The organism is Qaidamihabitans albus (genome assembly GCF_016464705.1).
GTDB classification, from domain to species: domain Bacteria; phylum Actinomycetota; class Actinomycetes; order Mycobacteriales; family Pseudonocardiaceae; genus Qaidamihabitans; species Qaidamihabitans albus.
Map to the genome: position 1 here is coordinate 1 of NZ_JAEHOB010000007.1, position 18,092 is coordinate 18,092.

Sequence of the window (18,092 nt, forward strand, 5' to 3'; positions counted from 1 at the left end):
ATCAGACCAAGACCAGATCCACCGTTACCCGGACAGTCCCAGAACGTGCGGCATTGCGCCTGGTCACCGCTCGTAAGTGCGCACACGAGTTAGAACACGGCTCCCCACTCACGACCGCCTTGCCGAGCCGTGGAGCCGTTACAGCGTGGTAGGAACGGTGTCGTGACGGCCTTCTATCACCTGTGCTTCGTCGTGCAAGGCCTGGAAAGGGCGCAACGGGACCTCAGCGGCACGTTGGGCGTGACCTGGAGTGCGATACGCGAGGGCACCCTCGGTGAGTGGGACTACCGCATCGTGTTCTCCACGGAAGGCCCACCGTTCTTCGAGCTCATCACCGGCCCGGAAGGCAGTCCCTGGGATGCCTCGGCAGGTTCCCGCTTCGATCACATCGGTTACTGGTCAGGCAACATCGGGGAGGACAAGGACCGCCTGGCCGAGCGGGGTGCGCCCGTCGAGTTCGACTCGTGCCCCTATGGGCGTTCGTTCACCTACCACCGCATCGACAGCATCGGCGCCCGCGTCGAACTGGTCGACGTGTCGGCACAACCCGGCTTCCTCGCCACGTGGCAGCCCGCCGGCGCCCCGATGGCCACGCTGGACCTCGACGCGACCTGACGGAGACGGCACCGGCGCGGGTACCGCTTCTGCTAGACACTGACCTGTCGTCGGGTCGGAGAGGAGTGCCCATGCCGCAGGTCGGGGATCTCGCGGTCAATCTTCTGGCAAGCGTGATCTCCGGGCTCGCAGTGCTGCTGGTGCAGTTTCTGCGGCGACGGCGCAAAGAAGCACGCAAGAGCAGGTTCTTCGGACTGGACGCCAGGTCCACCTGCGCGGTATTCGTGCCCCGGCATGCGCTGTCCAACTCGGTGCTGAGCGTGCACCGTCGCGACGCGGCCGCGATCGTCGAGCTCGCCGCCGTCGCGCGCGACTGTGGCGCGGAGATCGAACTTGTGCCGAGCTCCGGCGAGTACTTGCCACGGACGCTCGGGGACAGGGCCGAGTTCGCTGTCGGGAGCCCAGTCGCCAACCCACGGACCGACGCGCTTCTCGAGACCTTCGTGCCAGGCCTCACAATCGGCCCGCGCGAGGGCTCGCCGGACAAGCTCACGATCGGTGTCGGTGGCCGCGCGTTCGGGCCGGACCCCGGCAAGGTGGAGTACGTCGCACTCGCCAAGGTGACCGCCGGTGGCTATCCGATCTTCGTGCTGTGCGGGCAGACCGCGGTATCCAATCACGCGGCGGCCCGGTACCTGGCCCGGCGCTACACGCAACTGCTCCGGGAGTACGGGGTCACCGGACGCTTCTGCCTGGTGCTGAGGATCGTGAACTCACAGGCGTTCGGCGAACGCAACGTCGAGGTCGCAGGCGACTTCACCGACGCCGCGTTCACCCGGACGGCCGACGAAGCGGTCAGCTAGCGGCGCTTGCCCGCCGGCCGGTCAGTGGGCCAGGGCCGGACCTCCTCCACCAGCTTCGCCACGGCGAGCACGAGGTCGTCGGAGTGCCGGGGGCCCACGATCTGCAGGCCCACCGGCAGTCCGGCCGAGGTGAACCCCGCCGGCACGCTGATCGACGGCTGCTGTGTCATGTTGAACGGGTAGGAGAACCGCGCCCACTGCGGCCAGCTCTCCAGTCCACTGCCGGGCGGCACGTCGTGCCCCGCCTCGAACGGCGGGATGGCCACGGTCGGCGTGATCAGGATGTCGTGCCGGGTGTGGAACTCGCCCATGTGGATACCGAGTGCCGACCGGATCGCGCTCGCTTCGAGGTAGTCGCTCGCCGAGTAGGTGTGCCCCTGCTGCCAGACCTTGCGCAGCGCCGGGTCCACCCGCTCCTCCGAACCGGCCGGGAAGGTGTCGAGCCACTTCGCCGCACCGGCCGACCAGAGCACGCCGAACGCGTCGATCGGGTCGGTGAACCCGGGGTCGGCCTCCTCCACCCGCAGGCCGGCCTCGGTCAGCGCGGCCACGGTCGACACGACCAGGCGAGCCACCTCCGGGTCGACGTCGATGTAGCCGAGGTCGGGCGAGAAGGCGGCCCGCAGCCCGCGGACGTCGCGGCGCACCGCCTCGCGGTAGGTCCCGGCCGGCGGTGGCAGCGCGGCCGGGTCGCGGTGGTCGGGGGTGGCCAGCACGTCGAGGAACAGGGCGATGTCGTCCACCGAACGGGCCAGCGGGCCGGCGTGTGCCAGCGGGCCGAACGGGCTCGCCGGGAACAGCGGGATCCGCCCGCCGGTCGGCTTGAACCCGACGATGCCGCAGAACGAGGCCGGGATCCGTACCGAGCCGCCGCCGTCGGTGCCGACCGAGAGCTCACCCATCCCGGTGGCCACGGCGACCGCGCTGCCGCCGCTCGATCCGCCCGGGGTCAGCGCGGGGTCGTACGGGTTACGGGTGATGCCGTCCAGCGGGTTGTCCGTGACGGCCTTCCAGCCCAGCTCCGGTGTGGTCGTCTTGCCGAGCAGGACGAGGCCGTTCTCCTTCATCCGCGCGGTGACCGGGCTATCGACGGCCCACGGCTGATCCCGCTCGATGCACACGGAGCCGCGCAGCGTCGGCCAGCCCTGCGTGAGGAACATGTCCTTGATCGACGCGGGCACGCCGTCGAGCCAGCCGATCGGGTTACCCTCGCGCCAGCGTTCCTCGGAGCTCTTCGCGTGCGCGAGCGCGACCTCGGGGTCGACGAGCGCGAACGCCTTGTACTCCTGGTCGCGGTCCTCGATGACGTCGAGCGCCGCCCGGGTGGTCTCGACGGGGGAGAGCTCGCCCGAGGAGTACGCGGCCACCAGCTCGCTCGCCGTCAGCAGGGGTCCCGTGCTCCGCATTGTTCTCCTCAGTGCTTGGAGTGCCTGTCGATCTTCAGCCGGCCGAGGGTACGTAGCCGAGGCGCTTGTCGACGACGTTGCGCAGCGGCTCACCGGCCAGCCACCGCCGGAAATTGTCCGCGAACACCTCGACCAGCGCATTGCGCCAGCCGATGAAGTCCCCGGACATGTGCGGCGACAACAGCACGTTATCCATCGTCCACAGCGGACTTTCGGGGGGCAGGGGCTCGGTCTCGAACACGTCGAGCGCGGCCCCGGCGATCTCCCCCGCACGCAGCGCCTCGACCAGGTCCTCGGTGACGACCAGCTCGCCCCTGCCGACGTTGACCAACCGCGTTTCAGGCTTCATCGCGGCGAACGCGCCGGCATCGAAGAGGCCCTTGGTCTGCTCGGTCAGCGGTGCCACCGCGACGACGAAGTCGGCGGCGGCCAGGTGCCGGTTCAGTTCCGCCGACGCGTGCACGGTGCCGAAGTCCGGATCGTTGTCCCGCGCCGTGCGCCCGGCACCGGACACCCGCATCCCGGCGGCCCGCAGCATCCGCGCGATCGCGCGCCCGATGGGCCCGGTGCCCACGACGAGCGCCTGCCTGCCCGCGATCCGCTCGGTCTCCCGGTGCCGCCATTCCCGCTGGTCCTGCAGCCGTACCGAGTGGGCGAGGTCCTTGGCGAAGGCGAGGATCACGCCAAGCACGTACTCGGCGATCGACCCGTCGAACACCCCTCGCGAATTGGTCAGTACCACGTCGCTGTCGCGCAACTCGGGGAACATCACCGGGTCGACGCCCGCGCTGGCGATGTGCAGCCAGCGCAGGCGGTCCGCGGAATACCATGCGCCCGGGACCGCGTTGGACAGAAAGTCATAGACGAAGAGGGCATCGGCCCCGCGCAGGGCGTCGGCGAGCCCGTCGGCCCGCGTGTAACGAACCGCTGCGTCCTGCTCGATGGAGTGCATGTCCGGGGGGTGTTTGTCGCCACACAACACCGCCAGCACCGGACGATCCGTGCCGATCACGTTGACACGGTAAGAGGCGGTCGTATGATTGTCAACAATCCGAGGACGCACCCCGGAGGCCCCTTCAATAGCCCCGTCGGAGGTCGAGCCTTGGATTCACCGGCACTGGACTTCCCCGCGTTCGACGGGCCCGTGGCCCAGCGCGGCATCGGCGTCATCGCGCCGTTCGACCTGGCGCTGGAGCGGGAACTGTGGCGCTGGGTGCCGATGGAGGTCTCGCTGCACCTGGCCAGGACCCCCTACGAGCCCGTGCCGGTCAGCATGGAGATGGCACACCTGGTCAGCAACGCCCAGCATCTCGCGGCCGCGACGAGGGACGTGCTGCACGTCGAGCCGGAGGTCGTGGCGTACCTGTGCACCTCGGGCAGCTTCGTCAGCGGCGTGGACGCCGAGCACTCGTTGCGCAAGGTGATCTGCGACGCGGGCGCGCCCGACGCCGTGACGACCTCCGGCGCGCTCGCCGAGGTGCTGCAACAGCTCGGCATCCGGCGGGTCTCGGTACTCACCCCTTACGACGCCGACCTGACCGCCAAGCTGCACGAGTTCCTCGCCGAACTCGGCGTCGAGACGATGTCCAGCGACCACCTCGGCCTCGGCGGCGGCATCTGGAAGGTCAGCTATCGCACCATCGCGGAGCGGATCATCGCCGCGAACCATGACGATGCCGAGGCCATCTTCGTGAGCTGCACCAACCTGCCCACCTACGACGTCATCGACCCGCTCGAGTCCGCGCTCGGCAAGCCCGTCCTTACCGCCAACCAGCTCACCATGTGGGCCTGCCTGAAGCGGATGAACCTGCCCATCGTCGGCCCGGGCAACTGGATGCGAGAGGTGTCTTGACTCCTTCCACTAGGATTGTCGACAATCCTGCCAGGAGGTGGCCCTTGCCCACGATCGGCTTCATCTACCCCGACCACGCCGCCGAGGACGACTACCCGCTCGCCGAGGGCCTGCTCGGCGACGGCACCCGGTTGGCCGTGGCCCACATCTACGGCACCGACCTGCACGCCGTCGCCGAGCTGCTCGACCTCGGTAGCCCGCAGCGGCTCACCGAAGGTGCCGGGCTGCTGGCCAGGCACGAACCGGACGCGATCGTGTGGGCCTGCACGAGCGGCAGCTTCGTCTACGGCTGGGACGGCGCGACCGAGCAGGTGGCCGGGCTCTCCGCGGCCGCGGGCGGACTGCCCGCGTCGAGCACCTCGTTCGCGTTCGTGCACGCGGCCAACGCTCTCGGCCTGCGCCGGGTGGCCGTCGCGGCGAGCTACCCGGATGAGGTCGCCAAGCTGTTCGTCGAGTTTCTCGGCAAGGGCGGCATCGAGGTCGTCTCGCTGTCCGCGGCCGACATCGACACCGCGGCCGAGGTCGGCGATCTGTCCCCGGAGGCGGTGGTGGACCTGATCGTGAGCCACGACCACCCCGACGCGGAAGCGCTGCTGGTGCCGGACACCGCGATGCGCACGCTCGCGGTCGTCGAGCGGGCCGAGGAACGGCTCGGCAAGCCGGTACTCACCGCCAACCAGGTGACCGTGTGGGAGGGCCTGCGGCTCGTCGGGGCGAACCGTGCCGTGCCCGGAGTCGGCGCGCTGTTCCGCTCCGGGGGTGGGTGAGCGTGCTGGCCGACATCGAGCCGGTGAACCGCGAGTCCACCGCGGGCATCATCGCCCGCCAGCTCCGTGACGCGATCATGAACGGCTCGCTGCCGCCCGGTACCCAGCTCGGTGAGACCGACCTCGCCGCCCGGTTCCAGGTCTCCCGAGGACCGCTGCGCGAGGCGATGCAGCGGCTGGTCTCCGAGGGCCTGCTGCGCAGCGAGCGCCATCGCGGGCTGTTCGTGATCGACCTGGAACCGGGCGACGTCTACGACATCTACTCCGCGCGTTCGGCGATCGAGCGCGCGGCCGCGATCCGGATAATGCGTGGCGGTGACCGCGACCGGGTCGCCGCGATGCTGGACGACGCCGTACACGCGATGGCCGAGGCCGACCAGCAGGACGATCCGGCCGCGCTCACCGAGGCCGACCTGCGTTTCCACGAGGAGCTCATCGAAGCGTCCGGCAGCCGGCGGCTGACCCGGATGGCGCGCACGCTGCTCATCGAGACGCGCATGTGCCTCTCGGCGTTGCAGGAGACGTACCGCAAGAGCTACCAGGGCGCCGACGAGCGGGTCGCCGAGCACAACCAGATCATCGACGCGATCCGCCAGGACGACGAGGAGACCGTGCTGGCGCTGCTGGAGGCGCACATGGAGGACGCCGTGCAGCGGCTGGCGCCGGGCACGAGCCTGACCTCGGGTGCGGCACCCGGCCTGCCCGTCGGCGGCGTCGACATCGCCTGACCCTCCACCCTCGTGAGTGGCCACGCGAGTTCTAACTCGGGTAGCCACTCACGAGGGTTGCCAGACGGTGCCCAGTGCGCTCGCGGCTCCGGCGCTGCCGAGCGCGATCGTCCAGCCCACCGGTCCCAGCGGGGTGCACCCGAAGAACCCGCTCACACCCGGCGTCTGGATCGCCGCGGCCAGCACCGCCGCCGACCCGAGCCCGCTCGCCAGCACCGCCGGACTGCGGCCGCCGGTGAGCAGGGTCTGCCCCAGCTGGGTACCGACGAGCGCGGCGAGCGCCACGGTGCTCGCCCGACGCCGCCGTCCGGTCATCCGCGCCAGCGTCCACGCCGCCGAGGCACCCAGCGTCGTCGTGCCCGCACGGACACCGATGTCCCGGTAGAGGCGGCCGCCGAGCGAGCTCTCCGGGCCCTCCTGCAGCAGTTCGGCGACGGCGTCGCCATCCGGCCTGCGCAGCGCGATCGCCAGCGACGGCGCCAGGTCGGTGAGCAGGTTGACCAGCAGCAACTGCCGCGCGCCGAGCGGTGAGCGGCCGGTCATCGCGGCCACAAGCACGTTGAACGCGATCTCCCCGAGGTTGCCGCCGAGCAGCACCCCGAGCGCCGAACGCACCGACGCCCACATCGCCCGGCCCTCGACGAGCGCGGCGATGATCGTCTCCAGCCGGTCGTCGGTCACCACCAGGTCGGCGGCCGCCCGCGCGGCGGGGGTGCCGTGCCCGCCCAGCGCGATTCCGACGTCGGCGAGCCGGATCGCGGGCGCGTCGTTGGCGCCGTCACCGGTCATCGCCACCGTCCGGCCTAGCCGCTGGTAGGCCTTGATGATCCGCACCTTCTGCGCCGGGCTGCACCGCGCGACCACGTCGACGTCCGGCAGCGTCTCCTGCAGCCGGTCGTCGTCCAGCTCGTCCAGGTCGGCGCCGGTCACCACGCGCAGCTCGGTGCCGTCACCGTTGATCTCCGACGCGATCGCCTCCCCGGTGACCGGGTGGTCGCCCGTGATCATCACGATGTGCACGCCCGCCGCGCGCAGCTCGGCCGCCGCGGGGGCGGCACTGCGGCGCACCGGGTCGGCGATCGCGACGAACCCGCGGAAGGTCAGCTCCCGCACGGAATCCTCGGTGCCCTCCCCAGCCTCCGCGGCCGAGCCGTCGAGCTGCCGTTCGGCGACGGCAAGCACGCGGTGTCCCGCCTCGGCGAGCTGTTTCATCCGGCCGTTCAGGCGCTTGCGTGCCTTGCCGTCGAGCGCGCACCGGGGCAGCACCTCCTCGGGCGCCCCCTTCACGCTCAGCAACCTGCCCTTCCTGGTCTCCCCCACCGCCGCGTGGTAGCCGCGGGACGGCTCGAACGGCGCCGAGGAGAGCAGCCGCCAGCCGGCGGCGCCGGTACCGGTGCCCATCCGCAGCCTGCGCCCGGCCTCCAGCACCGCCCGGTCGGTGGCGTGCGGCAGGTCCTCGGGCCGGTCCGCGTGCGGGGTGGCCCGCAGCGCGGCGGCCAGCACCGGCCGCAGCGGTTCGCTGAGCGTGTCGACGGGGCAGCGCAGGTGCCCGTCGTCCACCTCGCTCACGCTGAGCCTGCCCTCGGTGAGCGTGCCCGTCTTGTCGAAGCACAGCACGTCCACGCGGCCGAGCGCCTCGATGCTGCGCGGGTTGCGGACGAGGGTGCCGTGCTCGGCGAGCCGCCGTGCCGCCGCCAGCTGCGCGGCGTTGACCAGGAACGGCAGCCCTTCCGGCACCGAGGCGACGGCCAGGTTCACCGCCGCGGACATGCTCTCGCGCAGCGGCACCCCGCGCAGCAGACCGGCACCCGCGACGGCCGCCGCCGAGCCGACCGCGAGCGGCATGCTCTTCTCCGTGAGCTCGGTCAGCCTGGTCTCCACCCCGGTCGTCGGGGAGCCCTCGCGCGCGAGCGCCATACTGCGCCCGGCCTCGGTGTCGTCGCCGACCGCGACCACGACCGCCGCCCCCTGCCCGGCGGCCACGGTGGTGCCCTCGTAGACCATCGACGAGCGTTCGGCCACCTCCGCCGCGACCACCGGGGCGGGGTCCTTTCCCACCGGCAGGGACTCACCGGTCAGCGACGACTCGTCGATCTCCAGCCCGTCCGCGTCGAGCAGCCTGCAGTCGGCAGGCACCACATCACCCGAGGTGAGGGCGACGACGTCGCCGGGCACCAGATCGTCCGCGCTGATCACCCGCTCGTCGCCGTCGCGCAGCACGGTGGCGCTGACCGACGAGCGGCTCAGCAGATCGGCCAGTTCCCGGTCCGTGCGTACCTGCTGCACGCTGCCGATCAGGGCCGAGAGCCCGGTCACGCCCGCGACCAGCGCGGCGTCCGCGGGCGAACCAACCGCAGCGGACAGCGCGGCACCGCCTGCCAGCACCGGCGTGAGCGGGTTGGCCAGTTCGGCCAGGAAGGCGCTGCCCAGGCTGGTCGGTACCGGGCCGGAACCGGCGCCGCGGTCGCGGGCACGACGGCGTGCCTCGTTCTCGCTCAACCCGTTCGGTCCGGTGGCGAGCCGTTCGACGGCGGCGTCGGAGGGCATCAGATGCCACGGCACCGTGTCCGGCGCGGCGGTCGGCTCGGGTGGCCGGAGACGGCGGGCATGCCGCCGCGCGTTGGCCAGTGCCAGGCCGGCACCGGCGTTGACCGCACGCATCCCCCGGCTCGCCGGGCTGCTCCGGCGGCCGTCCTGCAACGCGGTCACCACGCCGACCCCGGTGGACGCCTGTGCGATCCGGATGCTCTCGTGGTTGAGGGTGCGGGCGACGGCGACCGACTCCACGAGCAGCGCCGCCGCCCGGATGTCCTCGCCGATGAGCACATGCGCACCCCAGGGTGCGGGCTCGCCGTCGCGGTAGGCACCGGCGCCGCAGTCGGCGGCGGCCAGCGCACGCCGGTTTCCCGACACCAGCAGCACGACGCGGCCCTCGGCCTGCAGCTCGCGCACGGTGGCCAGCGGGTCCCCGTCCTCCCCGGTGTCCTCGACGCGCAGGTCGGCCTCCCTGGCGGCGGCGGTCAGCGCGTGGACGCCCGGAAGCGGGTCCGCGGCCAGCGCGAGCACCGCGTCCAGCCGCCTGCGGCAGGCGAGGCCGAGCACGGCCGAGGCACCCTTCTTCTCCAGTCGGCCGCGTTCCCTGGCCCCGCGCCGCCCGCTGAGGTGCAGCTCGTCCAGCGGACCGAGGGCCCACTCACCCTCTTCGCGCACGGCCAGCGGATCGGCAGGGTCGAACAGCCGCCACGCCTGCTCGGCCACCGCGTGCGAGTCGCTTCCCGGCAGCGCGATGAGGTCGCTCTGCACCAGCCGGCCGCTCTCCAGGGCGGTGTGGTCGAGCACGAGGGTGTCCACGCGGTCCATCCGGCGCAGCGCGGAGCGGTCCATCACCAGCACCCCGCGCCGGGCCAGCACCCTGCCGAGCTGCGCGGCGAACGCCGACCGGCCCGCCTCGGCGGCCTTGGGCAGCGCCGAGAGCCCGAGCGCCGCCGCCTTGCGGGGGCCGCCGAACGGCAACGTCACCGCGCTCGCCGCGGCGCCGAGCGCGAGGACGCGCTTCTCGTACTCCTCGATCTGGCCGTCGGGCAGTGGCACCGGCCGCTGCGTGGCCACCGGCCCTGCCGCGGCGAAGTCCGGCCCGGTGATCAGCCTGCTCTCCGCGGCGCACCACGCACGCTCGTGGGCACGCGCCTCGCGGAGCCTGCCGATCCGCTGCACGCTGTCGAGCAGCGCTCCCTCACCACCCGCGGCGAGGCCCTGGGCGAGGGCACCGGTGATCGCCGTGAATGAGTCCGCGCGCTCCCGGCTGTGGGCGCCGCGGGCGGCGAACTCCCGCAGCCGCGGGTGGTGGCCGACGATGCCCGGCAGCGCGGCCACTTCGGTGGGCACCGGCACCCAGGGCGAGAGCTTGGTGAGCACGGAGAGGCCGAGTCCAAGCGCGTCCGCGGCCAGGGTCGGCACCAGCCGGGTGCCCTTCGCCCCGTCCGCGGGGTGGTGCAGCTCGTCCTCCGCGGCCTCCTCGCCGGGGTCGGCAGGCTCCGCTTCCGCCTTCTCGATCATGCGGACGAGCTCCGCCGTCGGCGGTGGTGGATCCGACACCTCGACGATCACGCGGGATGCCGGTGAGTTGACCCGCGCCCACTCCACACCGGAGTGTTTCTCGAGAGCACGCTCGATCCGCCGGCCGACCCGCTCGCCGCCCGGCCCGTGCACGCCGTGTGCCTCGATGTGCAACCGCCCGGGGCACGACCACACCCGGCGCCGCGGCCGCGACACCAACCCGGCGAGGCCGCGTGCCGTGCCGACCGCGGTGCCCACTGCGGTCAACGGTCCCGGTACCCGCACCCCCAACAGCTTCATGGCACGAGTAGTGCCCAATACCGCCGTTTTCTATGCGCGCTACAGCGCCGCCGCGATCGCCGAGCCCAGCTCGGCGGTCGTCGCACGGCCACCGAGGTCCGGGGTCGCCACCACGCCCTCGGCCAGCACCTTCTCCACCGCCGTGTCCATCGCCTGCGCCGCGTCCGGCTCGCCGAGGTGCCTGAGCAGCATCGCGCCGGTCAGCACCTGCGCGACCGGGTTCGCGATGCCCTGCCCGGCGATGTCCGGCGCACTGCCGTGCACCGCCTCGAACATCGAGGGATGCTCGCCAGGCGGGTTGATGTTGCCCGAGGGCGCCATCCCGAGACCGCCGGTCACCGCCGCGGCGAGGTCGCTGAGGATGTCACCGAACAGGTTGGACCCGACCACGACGTCGAGCCGGTCCGGCTGTTGCACCATGCGGGCGGCGAGTGCGTCGATATGGCACTGCTCACTCCGCACATCCGGGTACTCCGCGGCCACCTCGGCGAAGATCTGGTCCCAGAACGGCATCGTGTGGATGATCCCGTTCGACTTGGTCGCCGAGCACACGTGGCCGCTCCGGGTGCGCGCGAGCTCGAAGGCGTACCGGACGATCCGCTCGACGCCGGTCCTGGTGAAGACCGACTCCTGCACGGCGAACTCGCCAGGCGCGCCCCCGTTGTGCCTGCCGCCGATGGTGGAGTACTCACCCTCGGAGTTCTCCCGGACGATCACCATCTCCAGCTCGTCGGCCGACCGGTTGGCCAGCGCCGACACCGTGCCGGGCAGCAGCCGCACGGGGCGCAGGTTCACGTACTGGGCGAACGCGCGGCGCACCGGGATGAGCAGGCCCCACAGCGACACGTGGTCCGGCACGCCGGGGAAGCCCACGGCACCGAGCAGGATCGAGTCGAAGGTGGACAGCCGCTCGATCCCGTCGTCCGGCATCATCCTGCCGGTCTCGGTGTAGCGCTCGCAGCTCCAGTCGAACTCCGTCCATTCCAGACCGAATCCGTGCAGCTCCGCCACGCGGTCGAGCACCTTGCGCGCCTCGACCGTGACGTCGACCCCGATCCCGTCGCCGGGAATGCTCGCGATCCGGTAGGTCCTCACAGGTTCACCGCGACGTACTTCGTCTCCAGGAACTCGTCGATGCCGACCGTGCCGCCCTCACGGCCGAGACCGGACTGCTTGATCCCGCCGAACGGCGCGGCCGGGTTGGACACGACCCCCTGGTTGAGCCCGACCATCCCCGCCTCGAGCCGCTCGGAGACCCGCAGCCCCCGCTTGAGGTCGCTGGTGTAGAGGTAGCTGACGAGGCCGTACTCGGTGTTGTTCGCGGCGGCCACCGCCTCGTCCTCGGTGTCGAACGCCGAGATCGGCGCCACCGGGCCGAAGATCTCCTCGTCGGCCATGCGGGCGTCGGCGGGCACGCCGGTGAGCACGGTCGGCTGGTAGAAGTTGCCCGGACCGTCCACCGTGGCGCCGCCCGTGAGCACCTGCGCGCCGCGCTGCGCGGCGTCGCTGACCAGGCTGCTCACCTTCTCGATCGCGGCCTCGTCGATCAGCGGGCCGACCACCACGCCGCCCTCGGTTCCGCGGCCGATCGGCAGCGCGGCCATCCGCTCGGTGAGTCTGCGGGAGAACTCGTCGACGACGCCGCGCTGCACGTAGAACCGGTTGGCCGCGGTGCACGCCTCACCGATGTTGCGCATCTTGGCCTGCATCGCTCCGTCCACGGCCGCTTCGAGGTCCGCGTCGTCGAAAACGAGGAACGGGGCGTTGCCACCGAGCTCCATCGACGTGCGCAGCACCTTCTCCGAGCACTGCTCCAGCAGCTTGCGCCCGACCGAGGTCGAGCCGGTGAAGGAGAGCTTGCGCGCGCGGCCGTCGCGGATCAGCGGCTCCATGACCCCGCCGGAGTCGCTGGTGGTGAGCACGTTGAGCACGCCGTCGGGCAGGCCGGCGTCGGCGAGGATCTGGGTCAGCGCAAGCATCGACAGCGGCGTCTGCGCGGCGGGCTTGATCACCATCGTGCAGCCCGCGGCGACGGCGGGCCCGATCTTGCGGGTACCCATCGCCATCGGGAAGTTCCACGGCGTGATGAGGATCGAAGGGCCGACGGGCTGCTTGGTGACCAGGAACCGGCCGGTGCCGTTGGGCGCCGTGGCGTAGCCGCCGTCGATGCGCACCGCCTCCTCGGCGAACCAGCGGAAGAACTCGGCCGCGTAGGCGATCTCGCCGCGCGCCTCGGCCAGCGGCTTGCCCATCTCCAGCGTCATGAGCAGCGCGAGCTCCTCCTGGCGCGCCATCAGCGCGTCGTAGGAGCGGCGCAGGATCTCGCCGCGCTCGCGGGGCGGGTACTGCGCCCAGTCCGCCTGCGCGGCGACGGCGGCGTCCAGGGCGGCCATGCCGTCCTGGGGTGAGGCATCGGCGACCTCGCACAGCAGGCCGCCGGTGGAGGGATCATGAACCCCGAAGGTCCTGCCCCCGGTCGCCTGCGTCCACTTGCCGCCGATGAACAGTTCCTTGCCGACCGCGTCGACGACGCCCGACTCACTCACCGTGCTCATGCCAAAGTGCTCCTCGTCCTTCTGATTGCGCAGCTGCGACCGCCATGCTACGAATATTGTTGACAATCTACAACCCCTCGCGCCATGAAGGAGTCTCGCTGCCATGGCCCAGCTCTCCCCCCTCCTCAAGCAGGCCACCCCGGTCGTCGTCGACCACGGCGAGGGCGTCTACCTCTACGACGTCGACGGCCGCCGCCACCTCGACTTCACCGCGGGCATCGGGGTCACGAGCACCGGTCACTGCCACCCCAGGGTGGTGCGGGCCGCGCAGGAGCAGATCGGCAAGCTGATCCACGGCCAGTACACCACCGTGATGCACAAGCCGCTGCTCGAACTGTCCGAGCGGCTCGGCGACGTGCTGCCCGCCGGACTCGACTCCCTCTTCTTCGCCAACTCCGGCAGCGAGGCGGTGGAAGGGGCGCTGCGGCTGGCCCGGCAGGCCACCGGCAGGCCGAACGTCGTGGTGTTCCAGGGGGGTTTCCACGGCCGCACGGTGGCCGCCGCGTCGATGACCACCTCCGGCACGCGGTTCGGGGCCGGGATCTCGCCGCTGATGGCCGGGGTGCACGTCGCGCCGTTCCCCTACGCCTACCACTACGGCTGGGACGAGCAGACCGCGACGCGGTTCGCGCTGAAGGAGCTCGACTACCTGTTCGCCACGATGAGCGCGCCGAACGAGACGGCCGCTTTCTTCGTCGAGCCGATGCTCGGCGAGGGCGGCTACGTGCCCGCGAGCACCGAGTTCCTCGCCGGCCTGCGTGAGCGTGCCGACGAGCACGGCATCCTGCTCGTGCTCGACGAGATCCAGACCGGGTTCGGGCGCACCGGCCGGTTCTGGGGGCACCAGCACTTCGACGTTCGGCCCGACGTCGTGCTGATCGCGAAGGGCCTGGCGAGCGGTTTCCCGCTCTCCGGCGTCGCGGCTTCGCGGGAGCTGATGGCCAAGGCGTACCCGGGTTCGCAGGGCGGCACCTACGGCGGCAATGCGGTGGCCTGCGCCGCGGCGATCGCCACGCTCGATGTCATCCAGGAGGAGGGGCTCGTCGACAACGCCGCGGAGCGCGGGCGGCAGTTGCTCGAAGGAGCGCGTGCCGTCGGCGAGAAGACCGCCGCGATCGGGGACGTGCGCGGGCTCGGCCTGCTCGTCGGCTCGGAGTTCACCACCCCGGACGGCAAGCCGGACAACGCGACCGCGCAGGCGGCGCAGAAGGCGGCGGCCGAGCGTGGGCTGCTGCTGCTGACCTGCGGCGCGTACATGAACGTGGTGCGGATGATCCCGCCGCTCGTCGTCACCGCCGAGCAGATCGACGAGGCCCTGGAGATCTGGACCGACGTGGTCTCCTCGGTCACCAAGTAACCCGCCCTCGTGAGTGCCTACGCGAGTTAGAACACTGTTACGCACTCACGACCCCAGGAGGAGAACGTTGGCTCGGTACATCACCATCACCCTCGACAAGCGGGGCGTCTCCTGCCGCGCCCGGCTGCTCGAAGCCGAGGCGCCGCGGACGTGCCGGGCGGTGTGGGACGCGCTGCCGCAGAGCGGCTCGGCCTACCACGCCAAGTACGCCCGCAACGAGGTCTACACCCTCGTGCCACCGTTCGCCGAGCCCAAGCCGGGCCGGGAGAACCCGACGGTCACCCCCATCCCCGGTGACGTCGTGTACTTCGGCTTCGAGGCGTGGGAGATCGGCAACCCCGCCTACGGCTACGACTCCGACAGCGAGGCGCACAGCGATCAGGGCGCCACCGACCTGGCCATCTTCTACGGCCGCAACAACCTGCTCATCAACGGCGACGCGGGCTGGGTCCCCGGCAACGTCTTCGCCACGATCACCGAGGGGCTGGACGAGATGGCGGCCGCCGCGCAGGACCTGTGGCTGCGTGGCGTCGAGGGCGAGACGCTGTCGTTCGCCCGCGCCGACTGAGGATGCCCCCGATGTGGCATTCGGTGCGCTCAACGCACCTAATGCCACATCGGGGCCCCGCGAGCGAGGCCGTACGTACTACGCTGCCGGGCATGGGCAACGTCGCGCAACGGCTGGCCGAGATCGTAGGCGAGAACCATGTCCTGACCGGCGAGCAGATCACCGACGACTACGCCCATGACGAGGCCCTCGAAGGTCCGCCGCACAAGCCGCGGTACGTGGTCAGGCCGGGCGGTGCCGAGGAGGTGGCCGCCATCCTGGCGACGGCCACCGAGCACGGTCTCCCGGTGACCGCGCGCGGCGCGGGCACCGGCCTCTCCGCGGCCGCGCGGCCACACCCCGACGGCCTGCTGGTGTCGTTCGAACGGATGAACGCGATCCTGGAGATCGACACCACCAACCACGTTGCGGTCGTCCAGCCGGGTGTGACGCTGTCCGAACTGGACGAACGGACGGAGGCGGACGCCCTCGGCTACACCGTCTACCCCGGCGAGCTGAGCGCGAGCGTGGGCGGCAACGTCGGCACCAACGCGGGCGGCATGCGTGCGGTGAAGTACGGGGTGACCCGCAACAACGTGCTCGGCCTGCAGGCAGTGCTGCCCACCGGGGAGATCATCCGTACCGGCGGCAAGATCGTGAAGACGTCCACCGGCTACGACCTGACCCAGCTCATCATCGGCTCCGAGGGCACGCTCGCGCTGGCGACCGAGGTCACCGTCCGGCTGCACCCCCGGCTCGCCCACGGCGCGACCGTGCTGGCCCCGTTCGCCGATCTGGACCGGCTGATGGCCGCCGTTCCCGAGGTCGTCTCCAGCGGCCTCGCCCCGCACATCCTGGAGTACATCGACGCCTTCACGATGGGCGCGATCACCTACACCACGCAGCTCACCCTCGGCATCCCGGACGAGGTGCGGGACGCCACCCAGGCCTACCTGGTCGTCGCGCTGGAGAACCGGGACGCGGACCGGCTCGACGGCGACGTGGGGGCGCTGGGCGAGCTGCTCACCGCCCTCGGTGCCGCGGACGTGTACGTGCTCGACGGCACGGCCGCCCGCAAGCTCATCGAGGCCAGGGAGAAGGCGTTCTGGACGGCCAAGGCGGCCGGGGCCGACGACGTCATCGACGTGGTCGTGCCGCGCGCGGCGATGCCCGAGTTCCTCGCCCGCGCGAGGGAACTCGCCGCGAAGACGGAGTCCGGCGTCGCCGGCTGCGGGCATGCCGGGGACGGCAACGTGCACCTCGGCGTCTTCCAGAAGGACCCGGACAAGCGCGCGAACCTGCTGCACGACATCTTCGCCGTGGGCATGGAGCTCGGCGGCGCGATCTCCGGCGAGCACGGCATCGGCCGGGTCAAGAAGGCACACTTCCTCGAACTCGAGGACCCGAACAAGATCGCGCTGATGCGGCGGCTCAAGCAGGCGTTCGACCCGGCCGGGATCCTCAACCCCGGCGTGCTTTTCGACTGACGAGTCCACGACGAGGAGGACCATGAACGGCGCGCAGTCCCTGATCCGCACGCTGGTGGACGCCGGTGTCGACGTGTGTTTCGCCAACCCGGGCACGTCCGAGATGCACTTCGTCGCCGCCCTCGACAGCGCCGGTGCCTCCGACGCCGGCGGGGAGATGCGCGCGGTGCTCGGCCTGGCCGAGGGCGTCGTGACCGGGGCGGCGGACGGCTACGCGCGCATAGCGGGCAAGCCGGCCGCGACGTTGCTGCACCTCGGCCCCGGTCTGGGCAACGGCCTGGCGAACCTGCACAACGCACGCCGGGCGCACACGCCGATCGTCAACGTCATCGGCGACCACGCGACCTACCACAAGCGCTACGACGCTCCGCTGGAGTCCGATATCGAGGCCGTCGCAGGTTCGCTCGGCGGCTGGGTCCGCCGTTCGGCCAGCACCGCGGACGTCGGTGCCGACGCCGCCGCTGCCGTCGCCGCCGCGCAGGACGCGCCCGGCCGGGTGGCCACACTCATCCTGCCCGCGGACGTCTCGTGGGGCGAGGGTGGAAAGGTCTGCGCGCCGGTTCCGCCGCGGGTGGCCAAGCCGGTGCCGGAGACCACGATCAAGAGCGTCGCCGAGGTGCTGCGCACCGGCGAGCCGGTCGCGCTGCTGCTCGGCGGCGCCGCCTGCCGCGAGCGAGCCCTGCGGGCCGCGAACCGGATCGCGAACGCGACCGGGGCGAAGCCCTTCATCGAGACGTTCCCGAGCCGGCTGGAGCGCGGCGCGGGCCTGCCCACGATCGAGCGGCTCGGCTACCTCGCCGAGCAGGTCGCCTACCAGCTCGACGGTGTCCGGCACGTCCTGCTGGCCGGCACGCGTTCGCCCGTCTCGTTCTTCGCCTACCCGGGCAAGGCGAGCGACCTCGTGCCCGAGGGCGCACAGGTGCACACGCTGGCCGACGTCGACGACGACGTGACGAGTGCGCTGGAGCACCTGGCCGACGTCGTCGCCCCCGGCACGGAGCCGGTGCTGGCCGAGGCACGACGGCCGGAACTGCCCACCGGGGAGCTCACCGCGCAGAACTGGGTCGACGTGATCGGCGCGCTGCTGCCCGAGGGCGCGATCATCTCCGACGAGGCCGTGACGTCCGGCCTGCTGCTGCCCGCCGCGACAGCGGGCTCGCCCCGGCACGACGTGCTCACGCTCACCGGCGGCGCGATCGGCCAGGGGATTCCGCTGGCCACCGGTGCGGCGATCGCGGCCCCGGACCGGCCCGTGGTCAACCTGGAGTCCGACGGCAGCGCGCTCTACACGATCTCCGCACTGTGGACCCAGGCGCGGGAGAACCTGAACGTCACCACGGTGTTGCTGAACAACCGCGCCTACGCGATCCTGCGGATGGAGCTGCAGCGTGTCGGCGCCGAGACGTCCGGGCCGAAGGCGAACCAGCTACTCGATCTGTCCACTCCGGACATGGATTTCGTGCGGATCGCCGAGGGCATGGGCGTTCCCGCTACCAGGGCGAGCACGGCGGAGGAGCTGGCCGAGCAGTTCTCGCGTGCGCTCGCCGAGCCGGGACCACACCTGATCGACGCGATGGTGCCGCCGATCGTCTGAGCCGGGCGGGGATTCACAGGGAATT

14 protein-coding genes are annotated in these 18,092 nt (G+C 71.6%); 9 read left to right on the plus strand and 5 right to left on the minus strand.

What is annotated here, in order from left to right; genetic code table 11:
• The first annotated feature begins 162 nt into the window (after positions 1–162).
• Together JAP66_RS15220 and JAP66_RS15225 are read left to right on the plus strand one after the other, a co-directional pair.
• Positions 163–615, plus strand: coding sequence for a VOC family protein (locus tag JAP66_RS15220; protein WP_199432397.1), 453 nt, complete (start codon positions 163–165; stop codon positions 613–615).
• A gap of 71 nt (positions 616–686) precedes the next feature.
• Positions 687–1,418 (plus strand): hypothetical protein, encoded by a 732-nt coding sequence (locus JAP66_RS15225; protein ID WP_199432398.1) that lies wholly within the window; start codon positions 687–689, stop codon positions 1,416–1,418.
• Here JAP66_RS15225 and JAP66_RS15230 read toward each other — a convergent pair.
• Both JAP66_RS15230 and JAP66_RS15235 read right to left on the minus strand, forming a co-directional pair.
• Positions 1,415–2,824, minus strand: a complete 1,410-nt coding sequence (locus JAP66_RS15230; RefSeq protein ID WP_199432399.1) for an amidase — start codon at positions 2,822–2,824, stop codon at positions 1,415–1,417. The genes JAP66_RS15225 and JAP66_RS15230 overlap by 4 nt on opposite strands.
• A gap of 34 nt (positions 2,825–2,858) precedes the next feature.
• A complete protein-coding gene (locus JAP66_RS15235) occupies positions 2,859–3,776 on the minus strand; it encodes a D-2-hydroxyacid dehydrogenase (protein WP_210770228.1) in 918 nt (305 codons plus the stop codon).
• A 150-nt stretch (positions 3,777–3,926) separates the two neighbouring features.
• On the opposite strand from JAP66_RS15235, the gene JAP66_RS15240 reads away from it, so the two are divergent.
• Genes JAP66_RS15240 through JAP66_RS15250 form a run of 3 tightly spaced genes read left to right on the plus strand, consistent with a single transcriptional unit; the run spans position 3,927 to position 6,171 of the window.
• Positions 3,927–4,676: a maleate cis-trans isomerase family protein gene (locus tag JAP66_RS15240; protein WP_235999045.1), complete on the plus strand. Its 750-nt coding sequence runs from the start codon at positions 3,927–3,929 to the stop codon at positions 4,674–4,676.
• 44 nt (positions 4,677–4,720) lie between these two features.
• Entirely contained in the window at positions 4,721–5,443 is a 723-nt protein-coding gene (locus JAP66_RS15245; RefSeq protein ID WP_199432402.1) for a maleate cis-trans isomerase family protein, read from the plus strand.
• Between the two features lie 2 nt (positions 5,444–5,445).
• Positions 5,446–6,171 carry a GntR family transcriptional regulator gene (locus tag JAP66_RS15250; protein WP_199432403.1) on the plus strand — a complete coding sequence of 242 codons (726 nt, stop codon included), beginning with the start codon at positions 5,446–5,448 and terminating at the stop codon, positions 6,169–6,171.
• A gap of 48 nt (positions 6,172–6,219) precedes the next feature.
• Here JAP66_RS15250 and JAP66_RS15255 read toward each other — a convergent pair whose 3' ends face one another.
• The 3 genes from JAP66_RS15255 to JAP66_RS15265 are packed head-to-tail and all read right to left on the minus strand — an operon-like array spanning position 6,220 to position 13,082.
• The gene (locus JAP66_RS15255; protein WP_199432404.1) at positions 6,220–10,527 is read right to left on the minus strand and encodes an HAD-IC family P-type ATPase; all 4,308 of its coding nucleotides are present in this window, start codon (positions 10,525–10,527) and stop codon (positions 6,220–6,222) included.
• A 39-nt stretch (positions 10,528–10,566) separates the two neighbouring features.
• Entirely contained in the window at positions 10,567–11,622 is a 1,056-nt protein-coding gene (locus JAP66_RS15260; protein WP_199432405.1) for a tartrate dehydrogenase, read from the minus strand.
• Positions 11,619–13,082 (minus strand): NAD-dependent succinate-semialdehyde dehydrogenase, encoded by a 1,464-nt coding sequence (locus JAP66_RS15265; protein ID WP_199432406.1) that lies wholly within the window; start codon positions 13,080–13,082, stop codon positions 11,619–11,621. Before JAP66_RS15265 ends, JAP66_RS15260 begins: the two co-directional genes overlap by 4 nt.
• Positions 13,083–13,185: 103 nt before the next feature.
• Here JAP66_RS15265 and JAP66_RS15270 point away from each other — a divergent pair, with 103 nt between their 5' ends.
• From JAP66_RS15270 to JAP66_RS15285, 4 genes are all read left to right on the plus strand, one after another.
• Positions 13,186–14,439: an aspartate aminotransferase family protein gene (locus JAP66_RS15270; protein WP_199432407.1), complete on the plus strand. Its 1,254-nt coding sequence runs from the start codon at positions 13,186–13,188 to the stop codon at positions 14,437–14,439.
• A gap of 67 nt (positions 14,440–14,506) precedes the next feature.
• Positions 14,507–15,007 carry a DUF3830 family protein gene (locus JAP66_RS15275; protein WP_199432408.1) on the plus strand — a complete coding sequence of 167 codons (501 nt, stop codon included), beginning with the start codon at positions 14,507–14,509 and terminating at the stop codon, positions 15,005–15,007.
• Positions 15,008–15,099: 92 nt separating this feature from the next.
• On the plus strand, positions 15,100–16,473 hold the full coding sequence (locus JAP66_RS15280; protein WP_199432409.1) for an FAD-binding oxidoreductase: 1,374 nt from the start codon (positions 15,100–15,102) through the stop codon (positions 16,471–16,473).
• A 22-nt stretch (positions 16,474–16,495) separates the two neighbouring features.
• The gene (locus tag JAP66_RS15285; protein ID WP_199432410.1) at positions 16,496–18,067 is read left to right on the plus strand and encodes an acetolactate synthase large subunit; all 1,572 of its coding nucleotides are present in this window, start codon (positions 16,496–16,498) and stop codon (positions 18,065–18,067) included.
• Positions 18,068–18,092: the final 25 nt, after the last annotated feature.

Coding starts and splice junctions, on each gene's coding strand:
- JAP66_RS15235 (WP_210770228.1), bottom strand. CDS start 3,776: ATGCACTCCATCGAGCAGGACGCAGCGGTTCGTTACACGCGGGCCGAC.
- JAP66_RS15285 (WP_199432410.1), top strand. CDS start 16,496: ATGAACGGCGCGCAGTCCCTGATCCGCACGCTGGTGGACGCCGGTGTC.
- JAP66_RS15255 (WP_199432404.1), bottom strand. CDS start 10,527: ATGAAGCTGTTGGGGGTGCGGGTACCGGGACCGTTGACCGCAGTGGGC.
- JAP66_RS15230 (WP_199432399.1), bottom strand. CDS start 2,824: ATGCGGAGCACGGGACCCCTGCTGACGGCGAGCGAGCTGGTGGCCGCG.
- JAP66_RS15270 (WP_199432407.1), top strand. CDS start 13,186: ATGGCCCAGCTCTCCCCCCTCCTCAAGCAGGCCACCCCGGTCGTCGTC.
- JAP66_RS15280 (WP_199432409.1), top strand. CDS start 15,100: ATGGGCAACGTCGCGCAACGGCTGGCCGAGATCGTAGGCGAGAACCAT.
- JAP66_RS15265 (WP_199432406.1), bottom strand. CDS start 13,082: ATGAGCACGGTGAGTGAGTCGGGCGTCGTCGACGCGGTCGGCAAGGAA.
- JAP66_RS15225 (WP_199432398.1), top strand. CDS start 687: ATGCCGCAGGTCGGGGATCTCGCGGTCAATCTTCTGGCAAGCGTGATC.